Genomic DNA, 24,193 nt, shown 5'->3' with positions numbered 1-24,193 from the left:
GTCCTCCCGCGAAAGGCAGGAGAACACCATGATCCCTCTGACCCGTCGGGCCGCGCTGACCCTTGCGGTCGGCGCCACCCTGGCCCTGACCGCATGTTCCGGCGCCACCAAGGGCGGCGGCTCGGGTTCCGGTGGTGGCGAGGTAGTGATCGCCGGCACCTACCCCGTCGACAGCATCGACCCCGGTGGACCGCAGGGCGGTGGCACCGGACCGCAGATGGTCGAGCAGCAGATCTTCAGCCGGCTGGTGCGGACCAAGGCGGACGGTTCGGTCGAGGGCGACCTGGCGACGTCCTGGAAGTCCGATCCGGCCGCCAAGACCTGGACGTTCACCCTGCGCAAAGGCGTGAAGTTCAGCGACGGCAGGGAATTGAAGGCCGCCGACGTGGTCGACTCGTTCAAACGGTTCACGGATTTGAAGGGCACGAACGCGGCGAACTTCCCCGGGTACACGATGACCTCGCCCGCGGACGGCACCGTCGTACTCACCGCGTCGAAACCGGATGCCGCGATCCCGCGCAAACTGACAGTGTTCTTCGTACTGCCCGCGGGCGTCGGCGCGAACGACACCGCGTTCTTCGACAAGCCGGTCGGTACCGGCCCGTTCAAACTGGACAAGTTCAGCCCGAACGAGATCGTCCTGGTACCGAACCCGCAGTACTACGCGGGCGCTCCGAAGGTCACCAAGGTGACGATCAAGAAGATGCCCGAGCTGGCCGCACGGTTGACCGCGTTGCGTACCGGTGAGGCCGATGTGGTCTGGGGCATCCCGGACGACCAGCTTCCCGAAGTACAGAAAGACTCGACGCTGAACGTACAGGTCATCCAGAGCTCGGCCGTGTACACGATGTGGTTCAACTCGTCGACGCCCGCGCTGAAGGACGCCGCCGTACGCCGGGCGCTGTGGCAAGCCGTCGACTTCGCGACGATCATCCAGAAGCTTTATCCACAGACCGGTTCGCTGTCCGACTCGGTGGTGTCGAAGCAGACCCTTGGGTACGTGGCGCAGACGCCCGTGACGTACGACCCGGCCGCGGCGAAGGCGGCGCTCACCGCGGCCGGCTTCGACTTCGGTACGAAGCTGCGGTTGCAATTCGCGAATGACGAATTCAAGCAGTTCAACCAGGCCGTTGTTTCCGATCTGCAGAAGATCGGCGTCCAGGTGGACCTGCTGCAGAAGGAGCAGGCGGTCTTCACCAAGGACCTGCTCGCGCTGAACTGGGACATCAACTTCCAGCAGCTCTCCAACCCGATGCTCGACGCCGTGAACACGGTCGGCCGGCTGTATCCGTGTGCCGCCAAGCGCAACGGGTACTGCAATCCGGCCTTGGACAAACTGATCTCGCAGGCCGCGGGCAGCACCGACGAACAGGAGCGGGTCAAGCTGTACGGCGCGGCGGAGAAGATCATCTGGGACGACGCGGTGGGCATGTATCCGATGGCGGTCAAGTACGCGTACGCGTGGAACAAGCGGCTGAGCGGCTTCACCCCGGACCCGAACGGGCTGCCCGACTTCGCACACCTGCAGGTCAACTCTTGAGCCCGGCCAAACAACCCACACCTGTGCAGGAACCTGTGGACAACTCCGCGTCCCGGAACCCTGCACCTGTGGATGAACTGTTGCTGGAAGTGTCCGGGCTCAGCATCGACCTGCCCGGACGCTCCACGGCGGTCCGGATCGTCGACGAGGTGTCCTTTGCGATCCCGGCGGCCACAACCGTGGGGCTGATCGGGGAGTCCGGCTCCGGCAAGACGATGACCGCGAACGCGTTGATCGGTCTGTTGCCGGACGGCGCGGCGGTCCAGGGATCGCTGCGCTGGCGGGGCGAAGAGTTGCTCACGGCAACTTCTTCGCGCCGGCGGGAGCTGCGCGGGGACGAGATCGCGATGATCTTCCAGGACCCGTTGGCCGCGCTGAATCCGACGCAGACGATCGGGCGTCAGGTCGGCGAGATCCTGCGGCGTTCGGGGCAGTCCCGGGCCGCGGTTCGTACCCGCGTCATCGAGTTGCTGGACCGGGCCGGCATCCCCGAACCCGCGTCGAAACTGGCGAGTTATCCACATGAATTCTCCGGCGGGATGCGGCAGCGCGCGGTGATCGCGATGGCGCTGGCCGGTTCGCCGTCGCTGCTGCTCGCCGATGAACCGACGACCGCGCTCGATGTGACGGTTCAGGCGCGCATCCTGCGGTTGCTCCGGACGATCCAGGAGGAGTCGGGGTTGTCGATGCTGCTGGTCAGTCACGATCTCCGGGTGATGGCGCATGTCGCGCACCAGGTCGTGGTGATGTACGCCGGCCGGGTCGCCGAACGTGGTTCGACAGCAGCGATCCTGCGTACGCCGGCCCACCCGTACACCCGTGCGCTGGTCCAGAGCGTTCCGGCTGTACGTACCAAGTCCGCGCTCGCACATCCACTACCCGGTACGCCGGCCACGCCCGCCGCGCGTCCAGCGGGCTGTGCATTCCATCCACGGTGCCCGCTGGCGCGGGATCGGTGTCGCGAGGAGCAACCTGTGCTGCGCTCCATCGGGCCGGACCGCTGGACCGCCTGTCACTTCGCCGAGGAGGTACTCGATGAGCGCCCTGCTTGAGGTCAACGATCTTCGGGTCACGTTCGGCCCGCGGCGGAAGCCGTTCGTGGCGGTCGACGGGGTCAGCGTCACGGTCGGCGCCAACGAAACCGTCGGCCTGGTGGGGGAGTCGGGGTCTGGCAAGACTACCGTCGCGCGCTCGATCGTCGGGCTGGTTCGTCCACAGGCTGGGGACATCCGGTACGACGGCACGCCACTTCCACCTGGTACGCGTCGCCCCGGCGAACTGCAGCGCGCGATCCAGATGGTCTTTCAGGACCCGCGATCGTCGCTCAATCCGCGCATGACCGTTGCCTCGATCATCGGCGAGGCGTGGCGGACCCACCCGGCCGCGGCGCCCAGCACGGATCGCATCGGCGCGCTGCATCAGCTCCTTGCCGATGTCGGGCTGGACGAATCCGTCGCGGCTCAGCGTGCTGGGCAGTTGTCCGGCGGGCAATGCCAGCGGGTCAGCCTGGCGCGGGCGCTCGCGGTCAAGCCTCGGCTGCTGGTTTGCGATGAGGCTGTGTCCGCGCTGGATGTTTCGGTGCAGGCGCAGATCCTCCGACTGCTCGATGATCTGCGCCGGCGGCACCACCTGTCGATGCTGTTCATCTCGCACGACCTGGGTGTGGTGCATCAGATCGCGGACCGGATCGCAGTGATGCGCCGCGGCGTCCTCGTCGAAGAAGGTCCGGCGACGGAGGTGCTGAGCGCGCCGCGGCACGAGTACACCCAGGCGTTACTCGCCGCGGCGCTTGAGCTCAACAGTTAGTCGTGCCTGCGCGACCGCGTCGGCGGTCGCGTCCTGGCCGGCCGTGTGCAGGCCTTCGATCACGCCGTCGATGTCCGCCTCCGGCCGGTTCTGGCTGAGTTTGAACTTGGCCTCGATCCGCTTGATCGTGAGTTCGACGCCGACGATCGCGCGGAGTTGCCCGCTGATGTACTTGGCCGGCGCATCATCCACCGACCACGGTTCTTCCCGGCCGGTCTCGTGCCGATCGGACAGTCGGCGTACCACGTCCTCCACCCAGGCGGGATCGTCGTGCACGGTCAGCGTTCCGTACACGTGTGCGGTGATGTAGTTCCAGGTCGGAACCACGCGGCCGTGTTCCCGTTTGGATGCGTACCAGGCCGGGGAGATGTACGCGTCCGGTCCACGCATGATCACCAGTGCGTCACCGACCACGGGCTGCTTCCATTGCTCGTTGTTGCGGGCGAGATGGCCGAGCAGGACGTTGCGTTCCGGATCGTGGATGAATGGCAACATCGTTGCCAGCAAGCCGTCCGGCGTCATCGTGATCAGATCCGCCGCGCCGTGACTCGCCAGCAGTTCCTGCACCGCGTCGTCATCGGCGGCGAAGTGCGCGGGTACGTACATCGTCCACATCCTCGTCTTGTTGCGATCAGCAACAATCTGCCTGGTATCGCTCGGTTGCGGCAGATCCATTCAGGTCTGTCTTCGGCAGTCCATTTCAGCCGGCTGCCGACAGGAGGTCGCGCACTCGCTCGGGGTTCCAGGTGACCGTCGGGTCGACCTCGAACTGACCGGCCACGACCGCGGCGATCGCGAGCCCGGGCAGGGACCAGTCGGCGAGGCGGCCGGTGCCGAGCGGATCGGCGCGGTACCGGACGGTGGCGGTGTCCGGTGTGGACAGCGCGGTGATCACCATCCCGCGCATGGTCGCGTTGGCCAGCCGGGCGACCGCCGTGAAGCCGACCTCGGAGCCCGGCCGGAGCCGGTAGCCGAGCAGGTCAGCCACCCTTCGGTACGCGGCGGCGATGCGATCGACGAAACCACGCTCCGATTCTTCGAGCGCGGTCTGGATCTCGTCCCGCAATTCACCGTCGGCAAGACTCTCGAAGGTGGCGTGCAGGGCGAGGTACGTACGCCACTCGACCGATCGGTGGATCGCGTCGAAGTCGTGCCAGGCGCCGAGCCGCAGCAGCTCACTCCACACCCGGGCCCGACCTTCGGCATCGTGCAGTTCTTGGCGATGCTCTTCGAGGACCCTGCGGACGACATCCGCGCCGCCCTCGGCTCCGACCGTCGCCGGAACCACGGCCTTCGCCAGGGCGCGGAGCAGATCGCCGACGAACAGATCCTTGTACGGCCACCGCCGGTACGCCGCGCTCCGGGAGACGCCGGAGTCGCGAATCACGTCCTCGACGCTGAGGTGCTCCAAACTCACGGTCAGCCCGGTCGAGTTGACCATCGCGACCGCGGTGTCGAGCATCCGCTGCGCGGTCTCCTGATCGGAAATCCGCTGCCGCCGCCGCGCCGGCCCACCCGGCAGGCCCGCTCGACCTGACCTGGGCACACCCCCGCCGACTTCCGCCGGGGCCTCGCCACCATCCGTCATGGGGACCGTTCTACCAGGCTGCATTGATCTTGAACCTCTTTGGGACATAATGTTTCAAGTACCAAGTACGATTCTAGCTCGTGAGGGAGATCTGCCATGAGTGGTTCAGTCCGGAAAGCGGTGGTGGCGATGTACGTGGGCGCGGGGCTGACCGTCGCCGGCGCGGTGGCACCGATCGTCGACGGCGCGACCGGTGATCGGCTGCGGCACGGGCTGCTCGCGGCGTACGCCGGGCGCCCCGATCAGGTGGACGTGGCGAAATCCAGCATCCTGACGTACCTGTTCACGATCAGCGTGATCGGCGTGATCGCCTGGCTGGTGCTCGCGTGGGCCGGCAAGCGCGGCAAGCGCTGGGCACCAGGCGCCGCGACCGCCACGTTCCTCGCCGGGAGTGCAGTCCTGCTGTACGACTTCACGCAGCCGCACCCGCTCTTCATCACAACAATCCAGGCCGCACCGTGCCTAGCCGGCCTGGCCGCCGTCTTCTACCTCTGGAAGAACAACTCCCCCAACCACATCAACCGCCAAGCACCGACCCACCCCGCCTAACTCCACGACCCGCCTCCAACACGACGGCCGCACTACCCGCCCGTCGCCCCGCCTCCGCTACCCGCGCTCTGAGAAGCCACCAGGTAAAACTCGGCGCCGAAAGTACGTGGCGGCTTCCCAAAGGCGAGGTCACGCGCGGTGGTGCGGCGGCGGTTCAGCGAAGCACGACGGATTCCGCGCCGAGCACGACGGATTCAGCGGTGGGGTGGGTGAAGGGTGAGTCAGCGGAGGGTGGCGGCGGTTTCGTAGTCGTGGCGCCAGTTGCCGGTGGGTGGGAGGATGATGCGCTCGGCGCCTGCCTCCTCGTACGCGGCCAGTTGCTCGGCTGCGTTCCCGTCCAGCTGCGGGGCGATGACTGTTGCCTTGAGCGTCTTTCCGTCGGCGAGCTCGTTGATGCTCGCCAGGTTCGCGCGGACCTCGTCCGGCGTCATCGCGATCGTCGCCCAGCCGTCGCCGTACCGCGCGGCCCGGCGGTGCGCCCGCGCCCCCGTCCCGGCGATGAAGATCGGCGGCACCGGCGAGCCGGGGGACAGGGTCACCTCGAGTTGCGCGTCAGCTTCCCCGCTGGACAGGCGTCGCTCCACCCCCAGCTTCCCGGCGATCGGCTCCGGCAGCACGGCCGGCTTCCCGGCGATCAGATTCGGCAGTACGGCCAACGCCTCGTCGGTCAACCGGCCGCGATCGCTGAACTCCACTCCGGCCGCGCGCCAGCCGATGTCACCGTGCGCGGGGTTGCCGGTGCCCACGCCGACGACCAGCCGGTTGTTCGACACGAGTTGCAGCGTGTTGATCTGCTTCGCCGCCCAGGCGACCGGACGCAGAGCCAGCAAGAGCACGTTGTACCCAACGGTGATCCGCTCCGTCACGGCAGCGGCCGTCGCGAGTACGACTGAACTGTCGAGCATCGGTGCGCTGGCGATCAGATGATCCGTCGACCAGACCGAATCCAGTCCAAGCCCCTCGGCGTACCGGGCACTCTCACGTACGTCACCAAGAATCGCCTGCCCCGGCTGGGGCGACGAGGTCGGCAGGATGACTCCGATCTCAAGACTCATACCGGACCCAACCCCCAATCCCAACCACCCTATTCCGCAAACCCCAACCCACTTCCGCCAAGCGCAACCTGTCCCGCCAAGGCCAGTCTGCTCCGCGGAGCGCAACCAGCCTCCGCCAAGCACAATCTGTTCCCGCCAAGCGCAGTCTCTTCCGCCGAGCGCAATCTCTTCCTCCCCCGAGCACAATCTGCTTCCGCGGAACGCAGTCTCTTCCTCCGCCGAGCGCAGTCTGCTTCCGCCGAGCACAATCTGTTCCCGCCAAGCGCAATCTCTTCCGCGGAACGCAGTCTCTTCCTCCGCCGAGCGCAGTCTGCTTCCGCCGAGCGCAGTCTGTTTCCGCGGAGCGCAGACGGCTCCGCTCCGCGGGACACCCTGTTCCGTCAAGCGCAGTCGGCCGGTGAACTGGTGCCCACGCAGCGCCGCCGCGTCCCACCCCACCACACTTCCACCCGCAGGCCCGCCTCCACAGAGCACAGCTCGCTGCACCAAGCCCACCCACCCCGCTTCGCGAAGTGCGCCCTATTTCGCGGAGCACAGTTCCGCGGAGCGAACCTTGTTTCGCGGGGGGCAGTTCCGCGGAGCGAGGCTCGTTGCGCGAGGCACAGTTCGGCGGAGCGAACCGTGTTCGGAGCGTTGGCGTTGATTAGGCAGGTGGCGCCGGAGCTGCTTGTTGACCGGAGGGCGTTCTGTTTCGCGGAGGTCAGTCGGCGAGGATCTGTTCGCGCAGGATGTCGGCGTGTCCGCTGTGATGGGCAAGCTCTCGAAGCACCTGCAGGTACACCCAATGCAGCGTGCGGGGACCACCGCGGTGGCCGGTCACCACGGCGTCGAGCGGAAGGTCCGCGACCGCGGCCCGGGCCGTGGCGCAGGCCTCGCGGTACGCGGCCGTGACCGAGGCAATCGTGTCGCCGGCGCCGAGCTTGAAGGACGCATCCGGACCCTGGACCAGCCCGAGCTCCCGGCGCGACTTCCCGCCGACGCACTCCTCGAACCACACACGCTGCATCCAGGTGACGTGCTTCAGCAACCCGAGCAACGTCGTCGCCGACGGCACCAGCCGCCGGCGGGCCTGCTCCTCGGTGAGGCCGTCGAGCGTCGCCTCGATCGTGCCGCGATAGTCCTCGACGAACGCGTCGAGCTGGGCCCGATCGTCGCCCAGCAAGACCTCGGACGGACTCTTCGGCTGCACTCGATCAGCATCCACGAGGAGCAAGCCTACGGGTCAGGGGATGTAGACCCCGTTGAACCACTGGCCGCGGGCGTCGTCGGTGTACACGTCCACGTTGAAGTTGTAGTTGCCGTGCTTGCCTTCCCACAGGTAACCGGGGAGGCCGGAGCTCGCGTTGATGTCGCAGATGATGTCGTTGGTGCACAGCGTCAGCACCGGCACGTTGCCGAAGAAGTTGTCGGCGCCGGCCAGCGGAGCACCCACCACCGGAGCGACCAGCGGGTGCGCGGCCGCACCGGCGTTACCCGGGCCGGCGGCGCGCTTCGGGTCCGCGATCAGCACCGCGTTGACGTTGTCGAACGTCTGCCAGTTCTCCGTCACCCAGGTGTGGACAACGGCGGCACCGAGCGAGAACCCGACTGCCTTCACGTGCTGCCCCGGGCAGGCGTTGCGATGATCGCGGATCAGCCGGTTCAGCTCGTTGACTCCCTGCCGCGCGTTCACCCCGATCGGCTGCGCCGGGTACCCGACCCGCTGGCTGATGTTGCCGCTCCAGTACGGCGCGTTCGAGTCGTTGTCCCCGGTACCGCCGACGACGATCGTGTAGGTCCCACCACAGTCGTCCGCCTGCGCGGGTCCCGCCAACGCGTACACGCCACCCGCCGCGACCATGAGCCCAGCGAGCAGCGCCGCAAGTTTCCGCATCATTTTCCTCCCGAGTAGTAACCCTCTGCAGTCTCCCGACCACACGATCGCCGACGCTACCCACGCCCGATCACATCCCCGTCAAGCCCAAACAACAGGCCAACCGATGACCGCAACCGTCCAATCCGGGGCTAGGGTCCGGGGATGAGTCGGCGAGTGGCTGCGTACGCGGTGTGTGTCGTGGAGGAGCGGGTGCTGCTGGTGCGGTACATGTCGCCGTGGGGGGATGGCAGTTGGTGGACGCTGCCCGGCGGAGGCGTCGAGCCCGGCGAGGACCCGTACGACGCGGTCTCCCGCGAGGTTTTGGAGGAGACCGGGTACGAATGCGCGGTCGACGTACTACTTGGAGTCGACTCGCGGATCGTTCCGGCCGGCGTACGGCGGTCAGCGGGCGAAGGCGATCATCAGAACCTCGGGATCTTCTACTCGACGCGGATCACCGGAGGCACCGCCCGGCCGGAGCCGAACGGCGACACCGAGGAGCCGGTGTGGACACCGCTCGCGGAAGTGCCGACGCTCCGGCGCGCGGGTTTGGTGGATGTCGGGATCGCCCTCGCGCTGACCCGGCCGCGTAGTGGGCATGTCGCGCCGGTACCGGCTGGTGGCTTGATCGAGTACTAGGCGGAAATCTTCTTGGTGGAAACCGGCTGTGCCTGTCGATCCGCGCGGTGGCCGAGCATCGAGACAGCATGATCGAAAACATCGTCCGGCCCAAGCGCGTCCGTACCGGCAGCTGGCTCGACATCATCGGGTCCAACCTCGACTACCACCGCGCCACGTTCCTGTTGAAATGCGAGGGCCTCACCGACGCCCAGCTGCGGCAGCGCCCGATTCCGTCGTCGAACCTGACCCTGCTCTCGCTCATGCGCCACCTGCAGGGCGTCGAGCGCTACTGGCTCCAGCGCCGGCTGGCCGCTACGTCACCCACCTTCTTTCCGTACCGGATGACCGTGACGCCCGAGGGCGACGAGTGGTTCGACGAATCCGATCCAACGCCTGCCACCGAGGTCTACTCCGACTACCTGGCCGCCTGCCAGACCTCCCGCGACCTCTTCGCCCAAGCCGCCCACAACACCGCCCGAATCGAACCGAACCCCGAATTCGGCCGCACCAACGTCCGCTTCATCCTCGAACACGTCATCGAGGAGTACGCCCGCCACCTCGGCCACGCCGACCTCCTCCGAGAATCCCTCGACGGCACCACCGGCGAATAACCCACAGAACCCCTGAACCTCGGTTCTGGTGGTGCGAGGATGTTGGGCGTGGATGCGGAAGCTGATCACGGCGACGGCAAGCTGGGTACGCCCACGGGCTTTCCCTGCAAGCACTTCTCGATCTGCCTGCCGTACGACGCCGAATACCGCGGGGTCTTCACTGTCGTGTTCGGTGATGCCCGGCTGGCGGGGTGACAGGTTTCTTGGTGGGTGGTGTCGAGGGGCGGGGCGTACGTTCGACGTGATGGTGAGTACCCGATCACATCCCGCCGAGGAGATCTCCATCATGTCGAACCAGGCCGACTCCAGCAGCACCGCCGGATCATCGCCATCGCACCAGGCCGACTCCAGTACCGCCGGCACTGCCCCGGCCCGCAAGGTCGTTGCCGCGTACTTTCTCTCGCTCGACGGTGTGGCCGAGGCGCCGGACAAGTTCCTCACCAGCTGGGACGACGAAACGGATGCCAGCGGCGCCGACCTGATCGCCACTCAGGACACCGTTATCCTCGGCCGCCGCACGTACGACGACTGGTCCGGCTTCTGGCCGACGAGCGACATCCAGCCGTTCGCCGATTTCGTGAACGCGGCCCCCAAGTACGTCGCGACATCGACCCCGCTCACGGGCAGCTGGGCCAACTCGTACCCGATCGAAGGCGACCTGACCACCTTCGTACGCACCCTGAAAACCCAACCAGGCGGCGACATCGGCATCCACGGCAGCATCTCGATCACCCAGTCCCTGCTCGCCGCCAACCTCGTCGACGAACTCAGACTGGTCATCGCCCCCACCATCGTCGGCACCGGCCGACGCCTGCTCGACACCCTCGCGCCCACCCACCTGCAACCAACCCCCGCCACCACCACCCCCTCCGGCAACCTCCTCATCACCTACCGCGTACTCCACTAACCGAAAACCCCGATCTATCCACAGCCTTTCCCCACACCCGTGGACAACCTGCAACAAGCTTGTCGAGGAGGGCTTCGGGCGGGCGAGGGCTAGTGGGTGTCTTCGGGGGTGGTGGGGGAGAGGGTTGCGGCCCAGTCTGTGGACCAGCGGGCGAGGGGGCGCAGGGCGCGGTGGGCGCCGTGGCCCAGCTCGGTGAGGGCGTAGGTGGTGTCCGGATGTTGCTCGACGAGGGCCGCCTCGACCAGCTCAGTAAGCCGTTGCCGGAGCACGCTGGAGGACATGTTGTCGCAGCGCTCCTGGAGCGCGCGGAACCCGACCGGCCCCTGGCTCAGCTCCCAGACGATCCGCAGGTTCCACCGGCGGCCGAACAGGTCGAGGGCGGCCATCAGCGGCCGGCCGGTGCTCGACCCTCGGACCGCCCGCCCTGGCCTGGGTGCCGCCATCCGTCGTTCCGTCCCCTCTTGCTGCTTCGATATCCGACACACTATCGTACGCTCCGTTGATTCGATTTCAGAAGCACCTTGGAGACTTGCATGCACAAGCTGATGGTCCTGTATCCCGCGCCCACCGACCCCGATCACTTCCGCGACTACTACGTGCGCAAGCACCTCCCACTGGTCGCGCGCATGCCGGGACTGCTCGAGTGGCGCTACAGCTTCGAGGTGACGGCGACGCAGGAACCGTCACCGTACTTCGCGGTCTTCGAGGCCGAATTCGCCGACGCCGCGGCACTGGCCGCGGCGCGGGAATCCCCAGCAGGCCGGGAGACGGCGGCCGATGTCGCCAACTACGCCACCGGTGGCGTGGTGGTCATCGACTACCCGATGCAGAACGGCACCACCTGAGCCTGATCCACTACTGGATCCGCAGATCAGTGGGACGCGACCTCGGTGTCCCAGTACGGGGGCAGGTCGGCCGGTTCCCACGACGGATCGGGGCGGAAATCCGTGTACCGGCCGTCGAACGGGAATCGGCCGGCCTCGATGTCGCCGATGATGCGCTCGCCGGCGTCGCGGATACGGTCCGCCTCGGCTGCCGTCCAGTACGCCGGGTGATCGATACGCTCGGCCAGCTCGTCCTCGTCTTTGAGCGACCAGCTGCGATCGGGCGCGACCAGGATGTCGAGCGCGTGATCGAGGATGTCGATCCCGGCGGACCAGCGGTGTACCGGGGACTCCAGATTCACGTACCAGCCCTCGAACCGCATCTCCAGGTCGAAGAACCACCACACCGAATGATCCGCCGCGGGTTCGGTGCGGATCAGCACGTGCCGGCCTTCCCACTTCCGCGGCCAGAGCATGGACGGCGTACGGTCGCGCTCCGCCAGCGACATCTTCCGGATCAACGCGCCGTCCCGGGTCCCGCGCAGCATGCAGTCCGACCCGGCCGCGGTCCAGGTGAACAGCGCCTCCGCGTCGTCACGTACGACCCGCACGGTCTGCACCGCCGCAATCATCCCGTTGAGATGCACATCCCGCCGCGCAATAGACCGCCCAACAGCAAAGCCCACCGAGCCAGAGTAATGCCCCGACACTCGAGGGGTTATCCACTGCTGTCGAGGGTTCTCCACTGATACGAGAGTGGAGAACCCACAACATGGGTGGATATCCACCCTTGTTGACACGCGGTGGAGCGGCGCGATGTACGGCGCCAGCGGAGCCGTGCGCTAGCGAGGGTGCCAACGGAAGGGAGGTCGAATGGCACCATGGCAGCTGTGGAGCTTCGTCCGCTGCCGATCACCCGGAGCGCGAGCATGCTGCCTGGCGTTGTGCTGATCGGGTTCGGCGTCGAGTGGTGGCTCGATGCGACAGCTGATGTGGAACGCCTTGGTGCGGCTGCGCTCGCCGCCGTTGGTGTCACGCTCGCGATCCGGGGCAATCGGTTAGGCGTCCGATGCAGCAGCAAGACGCTCACGGTTCGAGGATTGAGCAGTTGGAGCGATGGCTCGCATAGAGCGGCGGCGGACAAACCGAACGTACCTCTTCTAGAGGCTCGGCCGAGACCTGCGACCACGTGTTAGGGCACGCGGAGGGCACGGAGCCTCAGAAGGGGCCGATGCCGAAGGTGTTCGGAGCGTGGATTCACGCTCGGGTGAGGGTGGTGGAGACGAGGGGACTTGAACCCCTAACCCCTGCCTTGCAAAGGCAGTGCTCTGCCAGTTGAGCTACGCCCCCGGGGTGGTCAGTGACCTGGGGTTACTGAGTCTACGGCTTCGGACCAGAGGTCCTTGTCGGCGCGGGACTGCTGGGTCTTCTTGTAGGCGAAGTAGCCGCCGATGCCGGCCAGCAGTACCAGCAGGATCTTTCTCAGCACTGGAGACTCCTTGGATCGGACTTCGGTACCACGTGTGGGTGGGCCTAACTGGACTTGAACCAGTGACCTCTGCCTTATCAGGGCAGCGCTCTAACCGTCTGAGCTATAGGCCCGCGTACTGCGGTGTCGAACCCGGGAGAGATTACCGCACCAAGTGCCCTACTCCCAAACCGGTTCCGGCCAGGCCCTTGACGGGCCCGGCCGGGGGTGCCGGACGCCGGGTCAGTCCCGGGTCAGTCCTCCGAGGCGAGCGTGACTTCGAGGCCGCCGAGGAGCGTGGCGGCGATGTTGTAGAGGAAGGATCCGAGCGTTGCGAGCGCGGTGATGATCAGTACGTCGGCGCAGGCGAGCAGGGTGGTGAAACCCATCACCTTGCCGGTGTTGATGTAGTTCTCCACCCGGAACGGTTCGCCGGCCGGCGTACCCAGGACTTCCTGCACGGTGCTGTTGATGTTGTCGAAGACGCCGGCCGCGCCGATCGCCGACCAGACGATGAACACCGCGACCCAGGTCACGATGCCGAACGCGATCGACAGCAGGAACGCCGTCTTCATCACCGACCACGGGTCGATCCGGGACATCCGGAGCCGGGCCTTGCGGGTCTGCGGCCGGGTCGACGCCTTGGCGTCCTTCTCGGCCAGACGCGCCTGCTTGGCCTCTTCCCGCTCGGCCTTGTCCGGCTTCGCCGCCTTCACCGCGGCCGCCTTGTCGAGTACGGCCTGGCGCGCCGCGGTGACCCGGTCACCGATGGACTCGGTCTTCGCCTCGTTCCCGCCGTACGCGGCACCGTTCGACGCGGCACTGTTCGAGCCGGAAACACCGTTCGATCCAGCCGCACCCCCGGCCGCCCAAGGCTCCGGCCGACCAGCCGCACCAGCACCGCCGCCCACACCCGCGGCACCGGCACCCGCGGCACCAGCACCCGGAGCACCCGGACCGGGCGCAGGAGTACCAGCGCCAGCACCAGGCTTGGCGGCACCAGGACGGCCAGGCGCGCCACCCTGCGTACCCGGGCGGACCTGCGGCCGGTACTCGGCCGACGGGCGCTGTTGCCCGTTCGACCCGCCCCGCTGCTGCCCGTTACCGCCCGGAGCGGCACCCGCGGCAGCGCCCGCGGCGCCACCCGGAGCCCCGTTGGAACGACCGTTGGAAGCCGGGTTGGCCGGGGCGGCAGACTGCTTCCCGCCCGGCGCGGTGCGCTGGGACTTGGAGCCGTCGGCCGCACCTTCAGGCCATGTCGGCCTCGCGCGGTTGGTCATCAGTCACCCTCCTGGCCGGCGTCGTCGCTTTCGACGGTAGCCGGGCCGTCCACGTCCGTCGAACGTTCTTCATCCTTCTGGACGCTCTCAGAGGTGGATTCGGTTGTCGATCCGTCCACATTCTGGGCACCGCCTTCGACAGTACCCTCCTCGGCCGCTTCCGATTCGTCGAGTGCGACGGTCAGATCGGTGTTCCGGGCGATCGCGACCACCGCGTCGGACTCGCCGACCCCGGCGAACCGGACGCCCATCGTGTCCCGGCCCTTGACCGGCACGCTGTCGACCCGGCTGCGGACCACCTGGCCGCTGGCCTTGATCGCCAGCACCTGGTCCTCGTCCACGACGATGATCGCGCCGACCAGCGAGCCACGCTCGTCGTTCAGCTTGACCGCCTTGATGCCGAGCCCGCCACGGCCCTGCTGGCGGTACTCCGACACCTTCGACCGCTTCGCGTACCCGGCGTCGGTCACGGTGAAGACGAACTGCACGTCCTCCTCCGAACCGGCCCGGATCACCGACATCGACAGCAGCTCGTCGCCGGCCCGGAACTTCATCCCGGTGACACCCGAGGTGGCCCGGCCCATCGGCCGCAGCTGGTCGTCGTTCGCGGTGAAGCGGATCGACTGCCCCTTGCGGGAGACCAGCAGCAGGTCGTCCTCGGCGGTGGCCAGGTCGGCACCGATCAGCTCGTCGTCCTCCTCGCGGAAGTTGACCGCGATGATGCCGCTCTGCCGGGCCGAGTCGTAGTCACGCAGCGCGGTCTTCTTGACCAGGCCGCGCTTGGTCGCGAGCACCAGGTAGTCGGCCTGCTCGTAGTCACGCAGCGTGAGCACCTGCGCGATTTCCTCGTCCGGCTGGAACGACAGCAGGCCGGCCACGTGCGAGCCCTTCGCGTCCCGGGCCGACTCCGGCAGCTGCCACACCTTGGCCCGGTAGACCCGGCCCTTGGTGGTGAAGAACAGCATCCAGTGGTGGTTCGTGGTGGCGAAGAAGTGGCTGATCTCGTCCTCGGCCCGCAGCGCCGCGCCGCGGACCCCCTTGCCGCCGCGGTTCTGAGTCCGGTACAGGTCGGTCTTGGTGCGCTTCGCGTACCCGCCGCGGGTGATCGTGACGACCACGTCCTCGTCCGGGACCAGGTCCTGCACGGACAGGTCGCCGTCGGCCGCGATGATCTCGGTCCGGCGCTCGTTGCCGTACTTCTCGACGATCTCCGCGAGCTCGTCCTTGACGATGGTCCGCTGCCGCTCCGGGCTGGCCAGGATGTCCTCGAGGTCGGCGATGATCGCCTCGAGCTCCTGCAACCGCTCGATGATCTTCTGCCGCTCCAGGGCGGCCAGCCGGCGCAGCTGCATGTCCAGGATCGCCTGCGCCTGGATCTCGTCGATCTCGAGCAGCTGGATCAGGCCGGTGCGTGCCTCGTCCACGTCGGGGCTGCGCCGGATCAGCGCGATCACCTCGTCGAGGGCGTCCAGCGCCTTCACGTAGCCGCGGTAGATGTGGGCGTTCTTCTCCGCCTCGCGCAGCCGGAACCGGGTCCGCCGCTGGATGACCTCGATCTGGTGGTCGATCCAGTGGCTGATGAACAGGTTCACGCTGAGCGTCCGCGGTACGCCGTCGACCAGCGCCAGCATGTTGCAGCCGAACGTGTCCTGCAGCTGCGTGTGCTTGTAGAGGTTGTTCAGTACGACCCGCGGCTGTGCGTCCCGCTTGAGCACGATCACCAGCCGCTGACCGGTCCGCGACGAGCTGTCGTCACGGATGTCCGCGATGCCGTTCACCTTGCCGGTGTTCACCAGCTCGGCGATCTTCTGCGCCAGGTTGTCCGGGTTCACCATGTACGGCAGCTCGGTGACCACCAGGCTGGTCCGCCCCTTGGCGTCCTCCTCGATGTCCACCACGGCGCGCATGGTGACCGAACCACGCCCGGTCCGGTACGCGTCGTCGATGCCCTTGTAGCCGACGATCAGCGCGCCGTTCGGGAAGTCCGGGCCCTTGATGTGCTGCAGGCAGGCGTCGAGCAGCTCCTCCGGGGTGGCGTCCGGGTGCTCCAGCGCCCAGTCCACCGCGGCCGCGACCTCGCGCAGGTTGTGCGGCGGGATCTGGGTGGCCATCCCGACCGCGATCCCGGACGAGCCGTTGACCAGCAGGTTCGGGAAGCGGGACGGCAGGATCACCGGCTCCTGCGACTTGCCGTCGTAGTTCGGCCGGAAGTCGACGGTGTCCTGGTCGATGTCGCGGACCATCTCCATCGCCAGCGGCGCCATCCGGCACTCGGTGTACCGCATCGCGGCGGCCGGGTCGTTACCCGGCGAACCGAAGTTGCCCTGGCCCTGGATCAGCGGCGCCCGCATCACCCACGGCTGCGCCAGCCGGACCAGGGTGTCGTAGATCGCCGAGTCGCCGTGCGGGTGGTACTGACCCATCACGTCACCGACGACGCGGGAACACTTGTTGAAACCACGGTCCGGCCGGTAGCCGCCGTCGTACATCGCGTACAGGATGCGCCGGTGCACCGGCTTCAGGCCGTCGCGGACCTCGGGCAGCGCGCGGCCCACGATGACGGCCATCGCGTAGTCCAGGTACGACTGCTGCATCTCGGTCTGCAGGTCGAGGGGTTCGACGCGGTCGTGGCCAGTAGGCGTCTCGGTCATGAAAAGTCCCGTTCAGATGAGTACGTCGGATGAGCAGCGAGATCGGATGTCGAGACGGCGCTAAATATCAAGGAAGCGGACGTCCTTGGCATTGCGCTGGATGAAGCTGCGCCGTGCCTCGATGTCGTCGCCCATCAGCGTCTGGAACGTCTCGTCGGCGCGGACCGCGTCGTCGAGGGTGATCTGCAGCAGCACCCGGTTGGCCGGGTCCATCGTGGTTTCCCACAGCTCGTTCGCGTTCATCTCGCCCAGACCCTTGTAGCGCTGGATCGGGTTCTCCTTGGGCAGCTTCTTGCCCGCTTCGGCGCCGGCCTCGAGCAGGCCGTCCCGCTCGCGGTCGGTGTACGCCAGCTCGTCCGGCTGGTTGCTCCAGCGGATCTTGTACAGCGGCGGCTGCGCGGCGTACACATGGCCACGCTCGATCAGCGGCCGCATGAACCGGAACAGCAGCGTCAGCAGCAGCGTACGGATGTGCTGGCCGTCGACGTCGGCGTCGGCCATGATCACGATCTTGTGGTACCGGAGCTTCTCTTCGTCGAAGTCCTCGTGGATACCGGTGCCGAGCGCGGAGATGATCGCCTGGACCTCGTTGTTCTGCAGGACCTTGTCGATCCGGGCCTTCTCGACGTTCAGGATCTTGCCCCGGATCGGCAGGATGGCCTGGAACTTCGGATCCCGGCCGCCCTTCGCGGAGCCACCGGCCGAGTCACCCTCGACGATGTAGACCTCGCACTCCTCGGGGTTGGTCGACTGGCAGTCGGCCAGCTTGCCGGGCAGTCCGCCGCCGCCGAGCAGGCCCTTGCGGTTCCGGGCCAGGTCGCGGGCCTTGCGGGCCGCGATCCGGGCGCTCGCCGCGGCGCTCGCCTTGCGGATGATCTCGCGGCCCTCGGCCGGGTTCTGCTCGAACCAGGCGCCGAGCTTGTCGTTCACGACCCGCTGGACGAAACCCTTGACCTCGGTGTTGCCGAGCTTGGTCTTGGTCTGGCCCTCGAACTGCGGCTCGGCCAGCTTGACCGAGATGATCGCGGTCAGACCCTCCCGGATGTCGTCACCGGTGAGCCTGTCCTCCTTCTTCTTGATCATCCCCTGGTCCTCGCCGAACGAGTTCACCAGCGAGGTCAGCGCGGCCCGGAAGCCCTCTTCGTGGGTGCCGCCCTCGTGCGTGTTGATCGCGTTCGCGAAGGTGTGCACCGACTCCTGGAACGATCCGCTCCACTGCAGCGCGACCTCGAGGCTCATGGTGTCGTCGGCGGTGGCCGCCTCGAACGAGATCACGTCCCGGTGCACGGTCTCGCGAATACCGGTCAGGTACTTCACGTAGTCGACCAGCCCGTCCGCGTACCGGAAGGACTGCTCCAGGGGCTTGCCGTCCTCGTCGATGTGATCGGGGCGCTCGTCCCGGATCACCAGCTCGAGGCCCTTGTTCAGGAAGGCGTACTCGCGGAAGCGGGTGGCCAGCGTCTCGTACGAGTAGGTGGTCGTCTCGAAGACATCCGGGCTGGCCCAGAAGGTGATCGTCGTACCGTTCGAGTCCGAGGTGCCGATCTCGGCCAGGTCCTCGTCCGGGTTGCCCATGGTGAAGGACTGTGTGTACAGCTTGCCGCCGGTCTTCACGTCGACCTGGAGCCGGGTGGACAGCGCGTTCACAACCGAGACGCCGACGCCGTGCAGACCGCCGGACACCTTGTAGCCACCGCCGCCGAACTTGCCGCCGGCGTGCAGCACGGTCAGCACGACCGTGACGGCCGGCTTGCCCTCGGACTCGACGATGCCGACCGGGATGCCGCGGCCGTTGTCCTCGACCCGGACGCCGCCGTCGCCGAGCAGCGTCACCACGATCCGGTCGCCGTACCCGGCCATTGCCTCGTCGACCGCGTTGTCGACCACCTCGGTGACAAGATGGTGCAGACCGCGCTCACCGGTGGACCCGATGTACATCCCGGGGCGCTTCCGGACCGCGTCCAGCCCTTCCAGGACCTGGATCGCGCTCGCGTCGTACTCCCGCTCGACCACGTTCGACGGGATCGCGTCGAGCATCTCGGGGAGCTCACTGGCATCGGGTGCGTCGGTATCACTGCGGCCGATGGGGTCGGCGGACTGGTTGGCGTCGATCTCGATCGGCTCGTCGGTCACCGGTGGTTGTCCTCCTCGGACCCCGCGTTCGCGAGGCATCGCGGCACAGTAGAGCCGCCGTCTACGGTGATGGCGGCGGTGCGTCCACCAGTGTACCCGTCGAGCGAAGCAGAACCTGCCACCAGCCGCCTGAAACTCACCTCAGGGCGTCTTTTCTCCCTCATCGCCATGTCCCCTCTCGCGGGAGGGGTGCCGGAAAGCGCTCACGGGCACTGAGTGGCTCTCAGCCGGCTTTCGAATGTCCCGGATTCGGCCACTCGGCCACCGACCGGTCCAGACCGCTGCCAGGGCGCCGGATCCGGGCCGGCCGGCGGCCGGGGCCGCGGGGTTCCGGCCGCGCACCCACCGCCCCTTAGGATCGCTGCCGTGGAAAGTCTCGACGAGATCATCGACGCGATGATCGCCGACCGGGTGATTCACCGGCATCGGCGGATCTGGCTGGTGGTGATCGCCCTCGTCGTGGTCGCGGCGCTCGTGATCCTGGCGACCGGCGGCTGGAAGGAACGGAAGGGCCGCTCGGTCCCGACCCTGACCGCCCCGGCCAGCGTCACCGCGGGCCGGTACGAGTACGACTTCACCGGCGCCGTCATCCTGCGCAAGCCGAAGACCGAGTACAGCGACGCCGAGTCCAGGATCCGGGTCTCGTTCAAGGCGAAGAACATCGACTCCGAGGAACACAAGAGCCAGAACCCACGCAGCAACCTGCTGATCTTCGTTCCGGGCCACGGCGAGGACCTGGTCGACTCGTCCGGGGTCACCTGCCGCGGCGAGATCAACTGGGTGCTCGTGTACGGACTGCCGCCGGAGGACTGCTACACGGAGTTCAAGGTGGCACCGGACTTCAAGGCCGACGAGGTCGAGATCGGCGTCCAGGCCGAGTCGTACGAAGCGACCAGCGGCGTGTTCGGCGCGAACGACACCAAGTTCTGGCAGAACGAGACACCGGTCGCGGTGGTTCGCTTCACTCCGACCGAGAAGACCGACGAGGGCAGCAAATGAAGCTCTACCGCCCCGCGACGATCCTGGTCGGCGTCGTCTTCGTGCTGGTCGGCGGCCTGACCCGGCTGGCAACGCCCGACCAGGTGTACGACGAGCAGAACATCAAGGTGGTCGGCGGCACGATCGGGCAGGCGCTCGACTACGCCGGCAGCGGATCGACGATGAAGGTGACCCGGATCAAGTTCGCCCGCTCGGTGATCGACAGCACCGCCAGTGACGACGACAAGCCGCTGGAGACGAACGGCATCTACCTGGCGATCGAGTGGGACGCGGTCCGCGGCGCGAAGAAACCGGACGGCATCACCCCGACGCTGATCGCCGACGGAGGCAGTGTGTACGAGCCGGTGCAGGGGGTGAGCAGCAGCGGGATGGACTTCCCGGACGCCGGGTTCGCGAAGTCCGGCACGCTCGTCTTCGAGGTGAACCCGGCGGACATGAAGGGCCTGACGCTGAAACTGCGCTCGCTGATGATCTTCAACGTCTACAACTCCAACATCCAGGTCGATCTCGGCATCCCGACCGAGGCGATCGCGCAGAAGATGGTCGACACCGCCGCGCCGGAGTACGTCGTGGAGAAGTCGGTCACCCGGGTGGCGTCATGAATTTCTCCGGCCGGACGTCCCGGCTGACCGTGCAGATCTCACTGCTGGTGTCGCTGCTGGCTGTCGGTGTCGTCGTGATGCTGCGGCCGTACATCGCCGACGAGGAACAGATCTACAAGCAGGGCCGGATCGACCAGGTGGTCAGTCAAGGGCCGGTGACGATCGGGCATGTCGAGTGGAAGCTCGAGTCGCTCAAGGCGTACACCACCCTGGTCGACGACGAGGGGAAGCCGATCAGCCTCGGGGCTCCGGCGGGTGCGGTCGTGGTGGTCGCCAACCTGACGGCCACGCCGCGGGACGGGTTGTTCCTCAAGGAGCGCGGGTTCAGCTGCGGCAGCACGCTGCGGGACGACCGCGGCAACAGCTGGGAAGACCAGCAGGCGTACGGCTATCCGCTGCCGACGTACTGCAGTGACGACGACCACCCGTTCACGATGAACAAGCCGGCCAAGGTCGCGCAGGTGTACGTGGTCCCGAAGACGGCTGTCCCGCATCTGACCGGGATCGTCTTCGAGGACTTCGACGAGCGCCGCCGCGCGATGCTCACGCCCTGACCGCCTTGACCACGCTGACCGCCTAGGCCGCGCCGGTTGGTGCCGCGGTGATCGTCAGGCGGTGACCGGCTGCTTGGCTTCGGTTTCCTTCGCCTCCGCGGCGGCAGCGGCTTCGGTACGGCGCTGCGTACCGACCGAGATGCACAGGTCGAACGCGGCCGCGAGCAGCGCTATCCGGAGCGGCTCGAAGATGATGTCGCGGATCAGGCTGGTGATCTCCATGTTCATCAGGCCCCAGTAGTCACCGTGGTTCCCGATCAGGCGCTGGATACCGACGTACGCCCAGTCACTGCCCAGCAGCCAGAACGTGTAGACCATGCAGACCACACCGAGGAACACCGGCCCGACCCGGACCAGCAGCCGGAACGCGTTGATCGCCGGGTAGAACTTCTCCCGTACACCGGCGAGCAGCAGGTCCGGAGCCTTGTACGTCAGCTCGACAATGCGCCCGCGCTGCGCCGGCTCCGCCTCGGCGCGAACCCCCAGGCTGCGCTCCAGCCGGGTACCCCGGAACGCGGCACCGCCGGAGAGCACACGGTGCCCGAAGACGACCGTGGTGATCGCCAGCCAGGTCAGCGGCTCGGCGACACCCAGCTTGAACAGCGGCCACAGGGACTCCCAGAAGAAGCCCCAGAGGAACTCGATCCCGGCCGGGATCGGGATGTGGATACCGGCGAAGAACTCCTTCGCGCTGTCCCACCAGTCCACCGACCAGTACCAGAAGGTTCGGTCCTTGAACCAGTCCTTGCCCTCGAGGATCGCGAACGGCGTGATCACGAACGTCAGCAGTACGAAGAAGGCCTCGGCCCAGGTCTGGGCGAACTTCACCGGCCGGTTCGGCCAGCGGTCGTCGACGCCCTGCAGCACCCGGCGCAGCACCAGCAGGATGACAAGCGCCGGCAGGTACTGATGCCAACTCGTCGGACCGAGCTTGAAGAACTGGGAGCCGGACTGCGTACCGTTCTGCACCAAGTTGGTGGCCGCGAGTTGCTGGACCTGATCGTCGAAGAAGCCCCAGGCGGACCAGACCGCGACCAGCGGCAGCAGCGTGACAGCCAGCAGCTCCAGCAGGCCGCGCTGCGTCGGGTCCGAGGTTTCCTCGGCCTCGTTGCTCGCCGCGTCCCGCCAGCGGTACAGCGACATCGCGCAGGTCCGGATCATGCCGACCGCCGCGGTGATCTGCAGTAGCACGCCGACCGCGAACAGGCCCGTACCGAGGCTCGAGTGCGAGTGCCGGCCCAGCCAGATCGCACCCTGCATGCACACCGAGAAGCCGAGATACCCAGCCACCCACCAGGTGGTCATGGGCAGCAAGTTCTTCCACCAGAGCCGGAACGTGTCCAGGATCAGGTGGACCATCTCGCGAAAGCCATCAACGAGCGTGCGCATCGGGCCCGATCCTAAGGGAGCGGTGGGTCGCTACCGCAATCCGCGCCCAGCCGTCAGCCGTAGGTGTCCCGCGGGCCGCGGCCGCCGCGGATGGTGCGGGGGCCTTTGCGCCAGGAGGGGGTGTGCGGGCCCTCGACGTTGACGCGAGTGACGGTGCCTTCGCCGAGTTCGCTGTTCAGGCGGCGGACCAGGTCGGGGGCCAGCAGCTTGAGCTGGGTCGCCCAGGCGGTCGATGAGGTCCGGACGGTCAGCACGGTGTCCTCGTACGACTCCGGTTTGCAATGTTCGGCCATCTCGCGGCCGACGATCGACGGCCAGCGCGCCATCACGCCGTGGACCGCGACGTCGACCTCCCAGCCCTGGTCGCGCATCAGCCGGCCGAGCGTGTTGGTCAGCCGCTGCGGGTCGCGGTCGTCGGGGCGGGCACTGCTGATCTGGGCGCCGTCGATCCGCGGCCGGCGGCGGCGCTTGACCGGCTTGATGCCGCCCTTCGCCGCCTGCTGCTTGAGCCGGCCGGCCAGCGACTTGGCCAGATCCAGACCCTGCTTGTCGTGTTCGGCCTCCGGCCCCGGGTCGCTCTCAGGGTCGCTTTTAGGGTCGCTCGCAGCGGAATCCGGAGGTTCAGGCACGCCGGACGGTCCCGTCCCCGACCTCGAAGCGCACCCCGCTGAGCTCAGCCGGCACGTCCGCGCCGACCGCCGCGGTCACCAGCACCTGCTCGGCCGGCGCGACCAGCTCGGCCAGCCGGTCCCGGCGCTGCGAGTCGAGCTCGGCGAACACGTCGTCCAGGATCAGCACCGGTTCACCTCCGTCCGCGCGCAGCAACTCGTACGACGCCAGCCGCAACGCCAGCGAGAACGACCACGACTCACCGTGACTCGCGTACCCCTTCGCGGGCAAGTCGCCGAGCCCGAGTACGACGTCGTCGCGATGCGGTCCGACCAGCGACACGCCCCGGTCCAGCTCGTCCTGCCGCTTCTCCCGCACGGTCGCGAGCAGCACCTCCGCCAGTTGCTCTCGCGAGACGACCCCGGGTTCGAGCACGATCGACGACTTGTACTCGAGCCGCGCATCACCCTTGCCGCGGGCAACAGCATCGTACGCGCTGGAAACCAACGGGCGCAGGGATTCCAGCAGTTCCAGCCGGGTCGCCAGCAGGTCGGAGCCGGTCCGGGCAAGATGCGAGTCCCAGACTTCGAGCGTACGCAGCTGTCCTTCGGCCGCACCGGTCCGGTTCTGGCGACGTGCCTGTGAAGCGCTCCGGAGCAACGAGTTCCGTTGCTTCAGCACCCGGTCGTAGTCCTGCCGGACGCCGGCCATCCGCGGCGATCGCAGCGTCAGCAGTTCGTCCAGGAAGCGCCGCCGCTCGGACGGATCACCCTTCACCAGGGCGAGATCCTCGGGCGCGAACAGCACCGTCCGCAGCAGGCCGAGTACTTCCCGGGGCCGCGGCACCGGCGAACGGTTGATCCGGGCCCGGTTTGCCTTCCCAGGATTGATTTCCAGCTCGACGACCACGTCCCGGTCGTACTGGCTGCGGATCTCGGTCCGCACGATCGCCCGGGTGGCGCCGGCCCGCACCAGCGGGGCATCGGTCGCGACCCGGTGCGAACCGAGCGTGGCGGTGTAGTGGATCGCTTCGACCAGGTTGGTCTTGCCGTGGCCGTTCGGCCCGACGAAAGCCGTCACGCCCGGGGCGAGCTCGACCTCCGCCTGCTGATAGGACCGGAAGTCGATCAGACCCAGGGCGGTGACGTACAC

General features: G+C 67.4%; 26 protein-coding genes and 2 tRNA genes. 12 read left to right on the top strand and 16 right to left on the bottom strand.

Annotation, left to right across the window (positions count from 1 at the left end; genetic code table 11):
- Window positions 1–28: 28 nt before the first annotated feature.
- From ABD260_RS12775 to ABD260_RS12765, 3 genes are all read left to right on the top strand, one after another.
- Entirely contained in the window at window positions 29–1,540 is a 1,512-nt protein-coding gene (locus ABD260_RS12775; protein WP_344233665.1) for an ABC transporter substrate-binding protein, read from the top strand.
- 68 nt (window positions 1,541–1,608) lie between these two features.
- The gene (locus ABD260_RS12770; protein ID WP_344233664.1) at window positions 1,609–2,592 is read left to right on the top strand and encodes an ABC transporter ATP-binding protein; all 984 of its coding nucleotides are present in this window, start codon (window positions 1,609–1,611) and stop codon (window positions 2,590–2,592) included.
- Window positions 2,576–3,346 (top strand): ABC transporter ATP-binding protein, encoded by a 771-nt coding sequence (locus tag ABD260_RS12765; protein WP_344233663.1) that lies wholly within the window; start codon window positions 2,576–2,578, stop codon window positions 3,344–3,346. Before ABD260_RS12770 ends, ABD260_RS12765 begins: the two co-directional genes overlap by 17 nt.
- Here the strand turns inward: ABD260_RS12765 and ABD260_RS12760 are convergent.
- On the bottom strand, window positions 3,314–4,021 hold the full coding sequence (locus ABD260_RS12760; RefSeq protein WP_344233662.1) for an FMN-binding negative transcriptional regulator: 708 nt from the start codon (window positions 4,019–4,021) through the stop codon (window positions 3,314–3,316). The genes ABD260_RS12765 and ABD260_RS12760 overlap by 33 nt on opposite strands.
- Before the next feature lie 25 nt (window positions 4,022–4,046).
- Window positions 4,047–4,934 (bottom strand): TetR/AcrR family transcriptional regulator, encoded by an 888-nt coding sequence (locus ABD260_RS12755; protein WP_344233661.1) that lies wholly within the window; start codon window positions 4,932–4,934, stop codon window positions 4,047–4,049.
- Between the two features lie 96 nt (window positions 4,935–5,030).
- Here ABD260_RS12755 and ABD260_RS12750 point away from each other — a divergent pair, with 96 nt between their 5' ends.
- Complete coding sequence (locus tag ABD260_RS12750) at window positions 5,031–5,483, top strand: hypothetical protein (RefSeq protein ID WP_344233660.1); 453 nt, start codon at window positions 5,031–5,033, stop codon at window positions 5,481–5,483.
- A 221-nt stretch (window positions 5,484–5,704) separates the two neighbouring features.
- Here the strand turns inward: ABD260_RS12750 and ABD260_RS12745 are convergent, their stop codons facing one another.
- The 3 genes from ABD260_RS12745 to ABD260_RS12735 form a co-directional block, all read right to left on the bottom strand.
- Complete coding sequence (locus tag ABD260_RS12745) at window positions 5,705–6,538, bottom strand: LLM class flavin-dependent oxidoreductase (RefSeq protein WP_344233659.1); 834 nt, start codon at window positions 6,536–6,538, stop codon at window positions 5,705–5,707.
- 700 nt (window positions 6,539–7,238) lie between these two features.
- Window positions 7,239–7,742, bottom strand: coding sequence for a DinB family protein (locus tag ABD260_RS12740; RefSeq protein ID WP_344233658.1), 504 nt, complete (start codon window positions 7,740–7,742; stop codon window positions 7,239–7,241).
- Window positions 7,743–7,760: 18 nt separating this feature from the next.
- The gene (locus tag ABD260_RS12735) at window positions 7,761–8,411 is read right to left on the bottom strand and encodes a cutinase family protein (RefSeq protein WP_344233657.1); all 651 of its coding nucleotides are present in this window, start codon (window positions 8,409–8,411) and stop codon (window positions 7,761–7,763) included.
- Window positions 8,412–8,555: 144 nt separating this feature from the next.
- Between ABD260_RS12735 and ABD260_RS12730 the strand changes: the two genes are divergently transcribed.
- The 4 genes from ABD260_RS12730 (at window position 8,556) to ABD260_RS12715 (ending at window position 10,532) form a co-directional block, all read left to right on the top strand.
- Window positions 8,556–9,032 (top strand): NUDIX hydrolase, encoded by a 477-nt coding sequence (locus tag ABD260_RS12730; RefSeq protein ID WP_344233656.1) that lies wholly within the window; start codon window positions 8,556–8,558, stop codon window positions 9,030–9,032.
- A gap of 68 nt (window positions 9,033–9,100) precedes the next feature.
- A complete protein-coding gene (locus ABD260_RS12725) occupies window positions 9,101–9,625 on the top strand; it encodes a DinB family protein (protein ID WP_344233654.1) in 525 nt (174 codons plus the stop codon).
- A 48-nt stretch (window positions 9,626–9,673) separates the two neighbouring features.
- A complete protein-coding gene (locus ABD260_RS12720; protein ID WP_344233653.1) occupies window positions 9,674–9,820 on the top strand; it encodes a hypothetical protein in 147 nt (48 codons plus the stop codon).
- A gap of 49 nt (window positions 9,821–9,869) precedes the next feature.
- A complete protein-coding gene (locus ABD260_RS12715; RefSeq protein ID WP_344233652.1) occupies window positions 9,870–10,532 on the top strand; it encodes a dihydrofolate reductase family protein in 663 nt (220 codons plus the stop codon).
- Between the two features lie 89 nt (window positions 10,533–10,621).
- On the opposite strand, the gene ABD260_RS12710 is transcribed toward ABD260_RS12715, so the two are convergent.
- A complete protein-coding gene (locus ABD260_RS12710; RefSeq protein WP_344233651.1) occupies window positions 10,622–10,975 on the bottom strand; it encodes a winged helix-turn-helix transcriptional regulator in 354 nt (117 codons plus the stop codon).
- 90 nt (window positions 10,976–11,065) lie between these two features.
- On the opposite strand from ABD260_RS12710, the gene ABD260_RS12705 reads away from it, so the two are divergent.
- Window positions 11,066–11,377 carry an EthD family reductase gene (locus tag ABD260_RS12705; protein ID WP_344233650.1) on the top strand — a complete coding sequence of 104 codons (312 nt, stop codon included), beginning with the start codon at window positions 11,066–11,068 and terminating at the stop codon, window positions 11,375–11,377.
- 26 nt (window positions 11,378–11,403) lie between these two features.
- Here the strand turns inward: ABD260_RS12705 and ABD260_RS12700 are convergent, their stop codons facing one another.
- The 7 genes from ABD260_RS12700 to gyrB all read right to left on the bottom strand — a co-directional run bounded on the left by ABD260_RS12700 (window position 11,404) and on the right by gyrB (window position 18,792).
- Window positions 11,404–12,042, bottom strand: coding sequence for a ribonuclease FAU-1 family protein (locus ABD260_RS12700; protein WP_344233649.1), 639 nt, complete (start codon window positions 12,040–12,042; stop codon window positions 11,404–11,406).
- A gap of 588 nt (window positions 12,043–12,630) precedes the next feature.
- Window positions 12,631–12,706: transfer RNA gene (locus tag ABD260_RS12695), tRNA-Ala, on the bottom strand.
- Window positions 12,707–12,713: 7 nt separating this feature from the next.
- Window positions 12,714–12,845, bottom strand: a complete 132-nt coding sequence (locus ABD260_RS12690) for a DLW-39 family protein (RefSeq protein ID WP_408954195.1) — start codon at window positions 12,843–12,845, stop codon at window positions 12,714–12,716.
- A gap of 39 nt (window positions 12,846–12,884) precedes the next feature.
- Window positions 12,885–12,958: transfer RNA gene (locus ABD260_RS12685), tRNA-Ile, on the bottom strand.
- A 120-nt stretch (window positions 12,959–13,078) separates the two neighbouring features.
- A complete protein-coding gene (locus tag ABD260_RS12680) occupies window positions 13,079–14,104 on the bottom strand; it encodes a DUF3566 domain-containing protein (protein WP_344233647.1) in 1,026 nt (341 codons plus the stop codon).
- Window positions 14,104–16,755, bottom strand: coding sequence for a DNA gyrase subunit A (gene gyrA / locus ABD260_RS12675; RefSeq protein WP_344233646.1), 2,652 nt, complete (start codon window positions 16,753–16,755; stop codon window positions 14,104–14,106). Before gyrA ends, ABD260_RS12680 begins: the two co-directional genes overlap by 1 nt.
- A 60-nt stretch (window positions 16,756–16,815) precedes the next feature.
- On the bottom strand, window positions 16,816–18,792 hold the full coding sequence (gene gyrB, locus ABD260_RS12670) for a DNA topoisomerase (ATP-hydrolyzing) subunit B (protein ID WP_344233893.1): 1,977 nt from the start codon (window positions 18,790–18,792) through the stop codon (window positions 16,816–16,818).
- A gap of 462 nt (window positions 18,793–19,254) precedes the next feature.
- Between gyrB and ABD260_RS12665 the strand changes: the two genes are divergently transcribed.
- Genes ABD260_RS12665 through ABD260_RS12655 form a run of 3 tightly spaced genes read left to right on the top strand, consistent with a single transcriptional unit; the run spans window position 19,255 to window position 21,043 of the window.
- A complete protein-coding gene (locus ABD260_RS12665) occupies window positions 19,255–19,887 on the top strand; it encodes a hypothetical protein (protein ID WP_344233645.1) in 633 nt (210 codons plus the stop codon).
- On the top strand, window positions 19,884–20,489 hold the full coding sequence (locus tag ABD260_RS12660; protein ID WP_344233644.1) for a hypothetical protein: 606 nt from the start codon (window positions 19,884–19,886) through the stop codon (window positions 20,487–20,489). The genes ABD260_RS12665 and ABD260_RS12660 overlap by 4 nt, the downstream gene beginning before the upstream one ends.
- Window positions 20,486–21,043 carry a hypothetical protein gene (locus tag ABD260_RS12655; RefSeq protein WP_344233643.1) on the top strand — a complete coding sequence of 186 codons (558 nt, stop codon included), beginning with the start codon at window positions 20,486–20,488 and terminating at the stop codon, window positions 21,041–21,043. Before ABD260_RS12660 ends, ABD260_RS12655 begins: the two co-directional genes overlap by 4 nt.
- A 54-nt stretch (window positions 21,044–21,097) precedes the next feature.
- On the opposite strand, the gene ABD260_RS12650 is transcribed toward ABD260_RS12655, so the two are convergent.
- The 3 genes from ABD260_RS12650 to recF are packed head-to-tail and all read right to left on the bottom strand — an operon-like array spanning window position 21,098 to window position 24,193.
- Window positions 21,098–22,432 carry a hypothetical protein gene (locus tag ABD260_RS12650; RefSeq protein WP_344233642.1) on the bottom strand — a complete coding sequence of 445 codons (1,335 nt, stop codon included), beginning with the start codon at window positions 22,430–22,432 and terminating at the stop codon, window positions 21,098–21,100.
- 53 nt (window positions 22,433–22,485) lie between these two features.
- Entirely contained in the window at window positions 22,486–23,061 is a 576-nt protein-coding gene (locus ABD260_RS12645) for a DciA family protein (protein WP_344233641.1), read from the bottom strand.
- Window positions 23,054–24,193 (bottom strand): DNA replication/repair protein RecF, encoded by a 1,140-nt coding sequence (gene recF, locus ABD260_RS12640; protein ID WP_344233640.1) that lies wholly within the window; start codon window positions 24,191–24,193, stop codon window positions 23,054–23,056. The genes ABD260_RS12645 and recF overlap by 8 nt, the downstream gene beginning before the upstream one ends.

The organism is Kribbella hippodromi (genome assembly GCF_039531045.1).
In the GTDB taxonomy this organism is placed as follows: domain Bacteria; phylum Actinomycetota; class Actinomycetes; order Propionibacteriales; family Kribbellaceae; genus Kribbella; species Kribbella hippodromi.
Note: the sequence above shows the minus strand (reverse complement) of the source record. Positions and strands in the feature narration are given on the sequence as shown.

What these genes read in the sequence shown, in the direction of transcription:
- ABD260_RS12775 (WP_344233665.1), top strand. Translation starts at nt 29, where the DNA reads ATGATCCCTCTGACCCGTCGGGCCGCGCTGACCCTTGCGGTCGGCGCC.
- ABD260_RS12765 (WP_344233663.1), top strand. Translation starts at nt 2,576, where the DNA reads ATGAGCGCCCTGCTTGAGGTCAACGATCTTCGGGTCACGTTCGGCCCG.
- ABD260_RS12760 (WP_344233662.1), bottom strand. Translation starts at nt 4,021, where the DNA reads ATGGATCTGCCGCAACCGAGCGATACCAGGCAGATTGTTGCTGATCGC.
- ABD260_RS12755 (WP_344233661.1), bottom strand. Translation starts at nt 4,934, where the DNA reads ATGACGGATGGTGGCGAGGCCCCGGCGGAAGTCGGCGGGGGTGTGCCC.
- ABD260_RS12750 (WP_344233660.1), top strand. Translation starts at nt 5,031, where the DNA reads ATGAGTGGTTCAGTCCGGAAAGCGGTGGTGGCGATGTACGTGGGCGCG.
- ABD260_RS12745 (WP_344233659.1), bottom strand. Translation starts at nt 6,538, where the DNA reads ATGAGTCTTGAGATCGGAGTCATCCTGCCGACCTCGTCGCCCCAGCCG.
- ABD260_RS12735 (WP_344233657.1), bottom strand. Translation starts at nt 8,411, where the DNA reads ATGCGGAAACTTGCGGCGCTGCTCGCTGGGCTCATGGTCGCGGCGGGT.
- ABD260_RS12730 (WP_344233656.1), top strand. Translation starts at nt 8,556, where the DNA reads ATGAGTCGGCGAGTGGCTGCGTACGCGGTGTGTGTCGTGGAGGAGCGG.
- ABD260_RS12725 (WP_344233654.1), top strand. Translation starts at nt 9,101, where the DNA reads ATGATCGAAAACATCGTCCGGCCCAAGCGCGTCCGTACCGGCAGCTGG.
- ABD260_RS12715 (WP_344233652.1), top strand. Translation starts at nt 9,870, where the DNA reads ATGGTGAGTACCCGATCACATCCCGCCGAGGAGATCTCCATCATGTCG.
- ABD260_RS12710 (WP_344233651.1), bottom strand. Translation starts at nt 10,975, where the DNA reads ATGGCGGCACCCAGGCCAGGGCGGGCGGTCCGAGGGTCGAGCACCGGC.
- ABD260_RS12705 (WP_344233650.1), top strand. Translation starts at nt 11,066, where the DNA reads ATGCACAAGCTGATGGTCCTGTATCCCGCGCCCACCGACCCCGATCAC.
- ABD260_RS12680 (WP_344233647.1), bottom strand. Translation starts at nt 14,104, where the DNA reads ATGACCAACCGCGCGAGGCCGACATGGCCTGAAGGTGCGGCCGACGGC.
- gyrA (WP_344233646.1), bottom strand. Translation starts at nt 16,755, where the DNA reads ATGACCGAGACGCCTACTGGCCACGACCGCGTCGAACCCCTCGACCTG.
- gyrB (WP_344233893.1), bottom strand. Translation starts at nt 18,792, where the DNA reads ATGCTCGACGCGATCCCGTCGAACGTGGTCGAGCGGGAGTACGACGCG.
- ABD260_RS12660 (WP_344233644.1), top strand. Translation starts at nt 19,884, where the DNA reads ATGAAGCTCTACCGCCCCGCGACGATCCTGGTCGGCGTCGTCTTCGTG.
- ABD260_RS12655 (WP_344233643.1), top strand. Translation starts at nt 20,486, where the DNA reads ATGAATTTCTCCGGCCGGACGTCCCGGCTGACCGTGCAGATCTCACTG.
- ABD260_RS12650 (WP_344233642.1), bottom strand. Translation starts at nt 22,432, where the DNA reads ATGCGCACGCTCGTTGATGGCTTTCGCGAGATGGTCCACCTGATCCTG.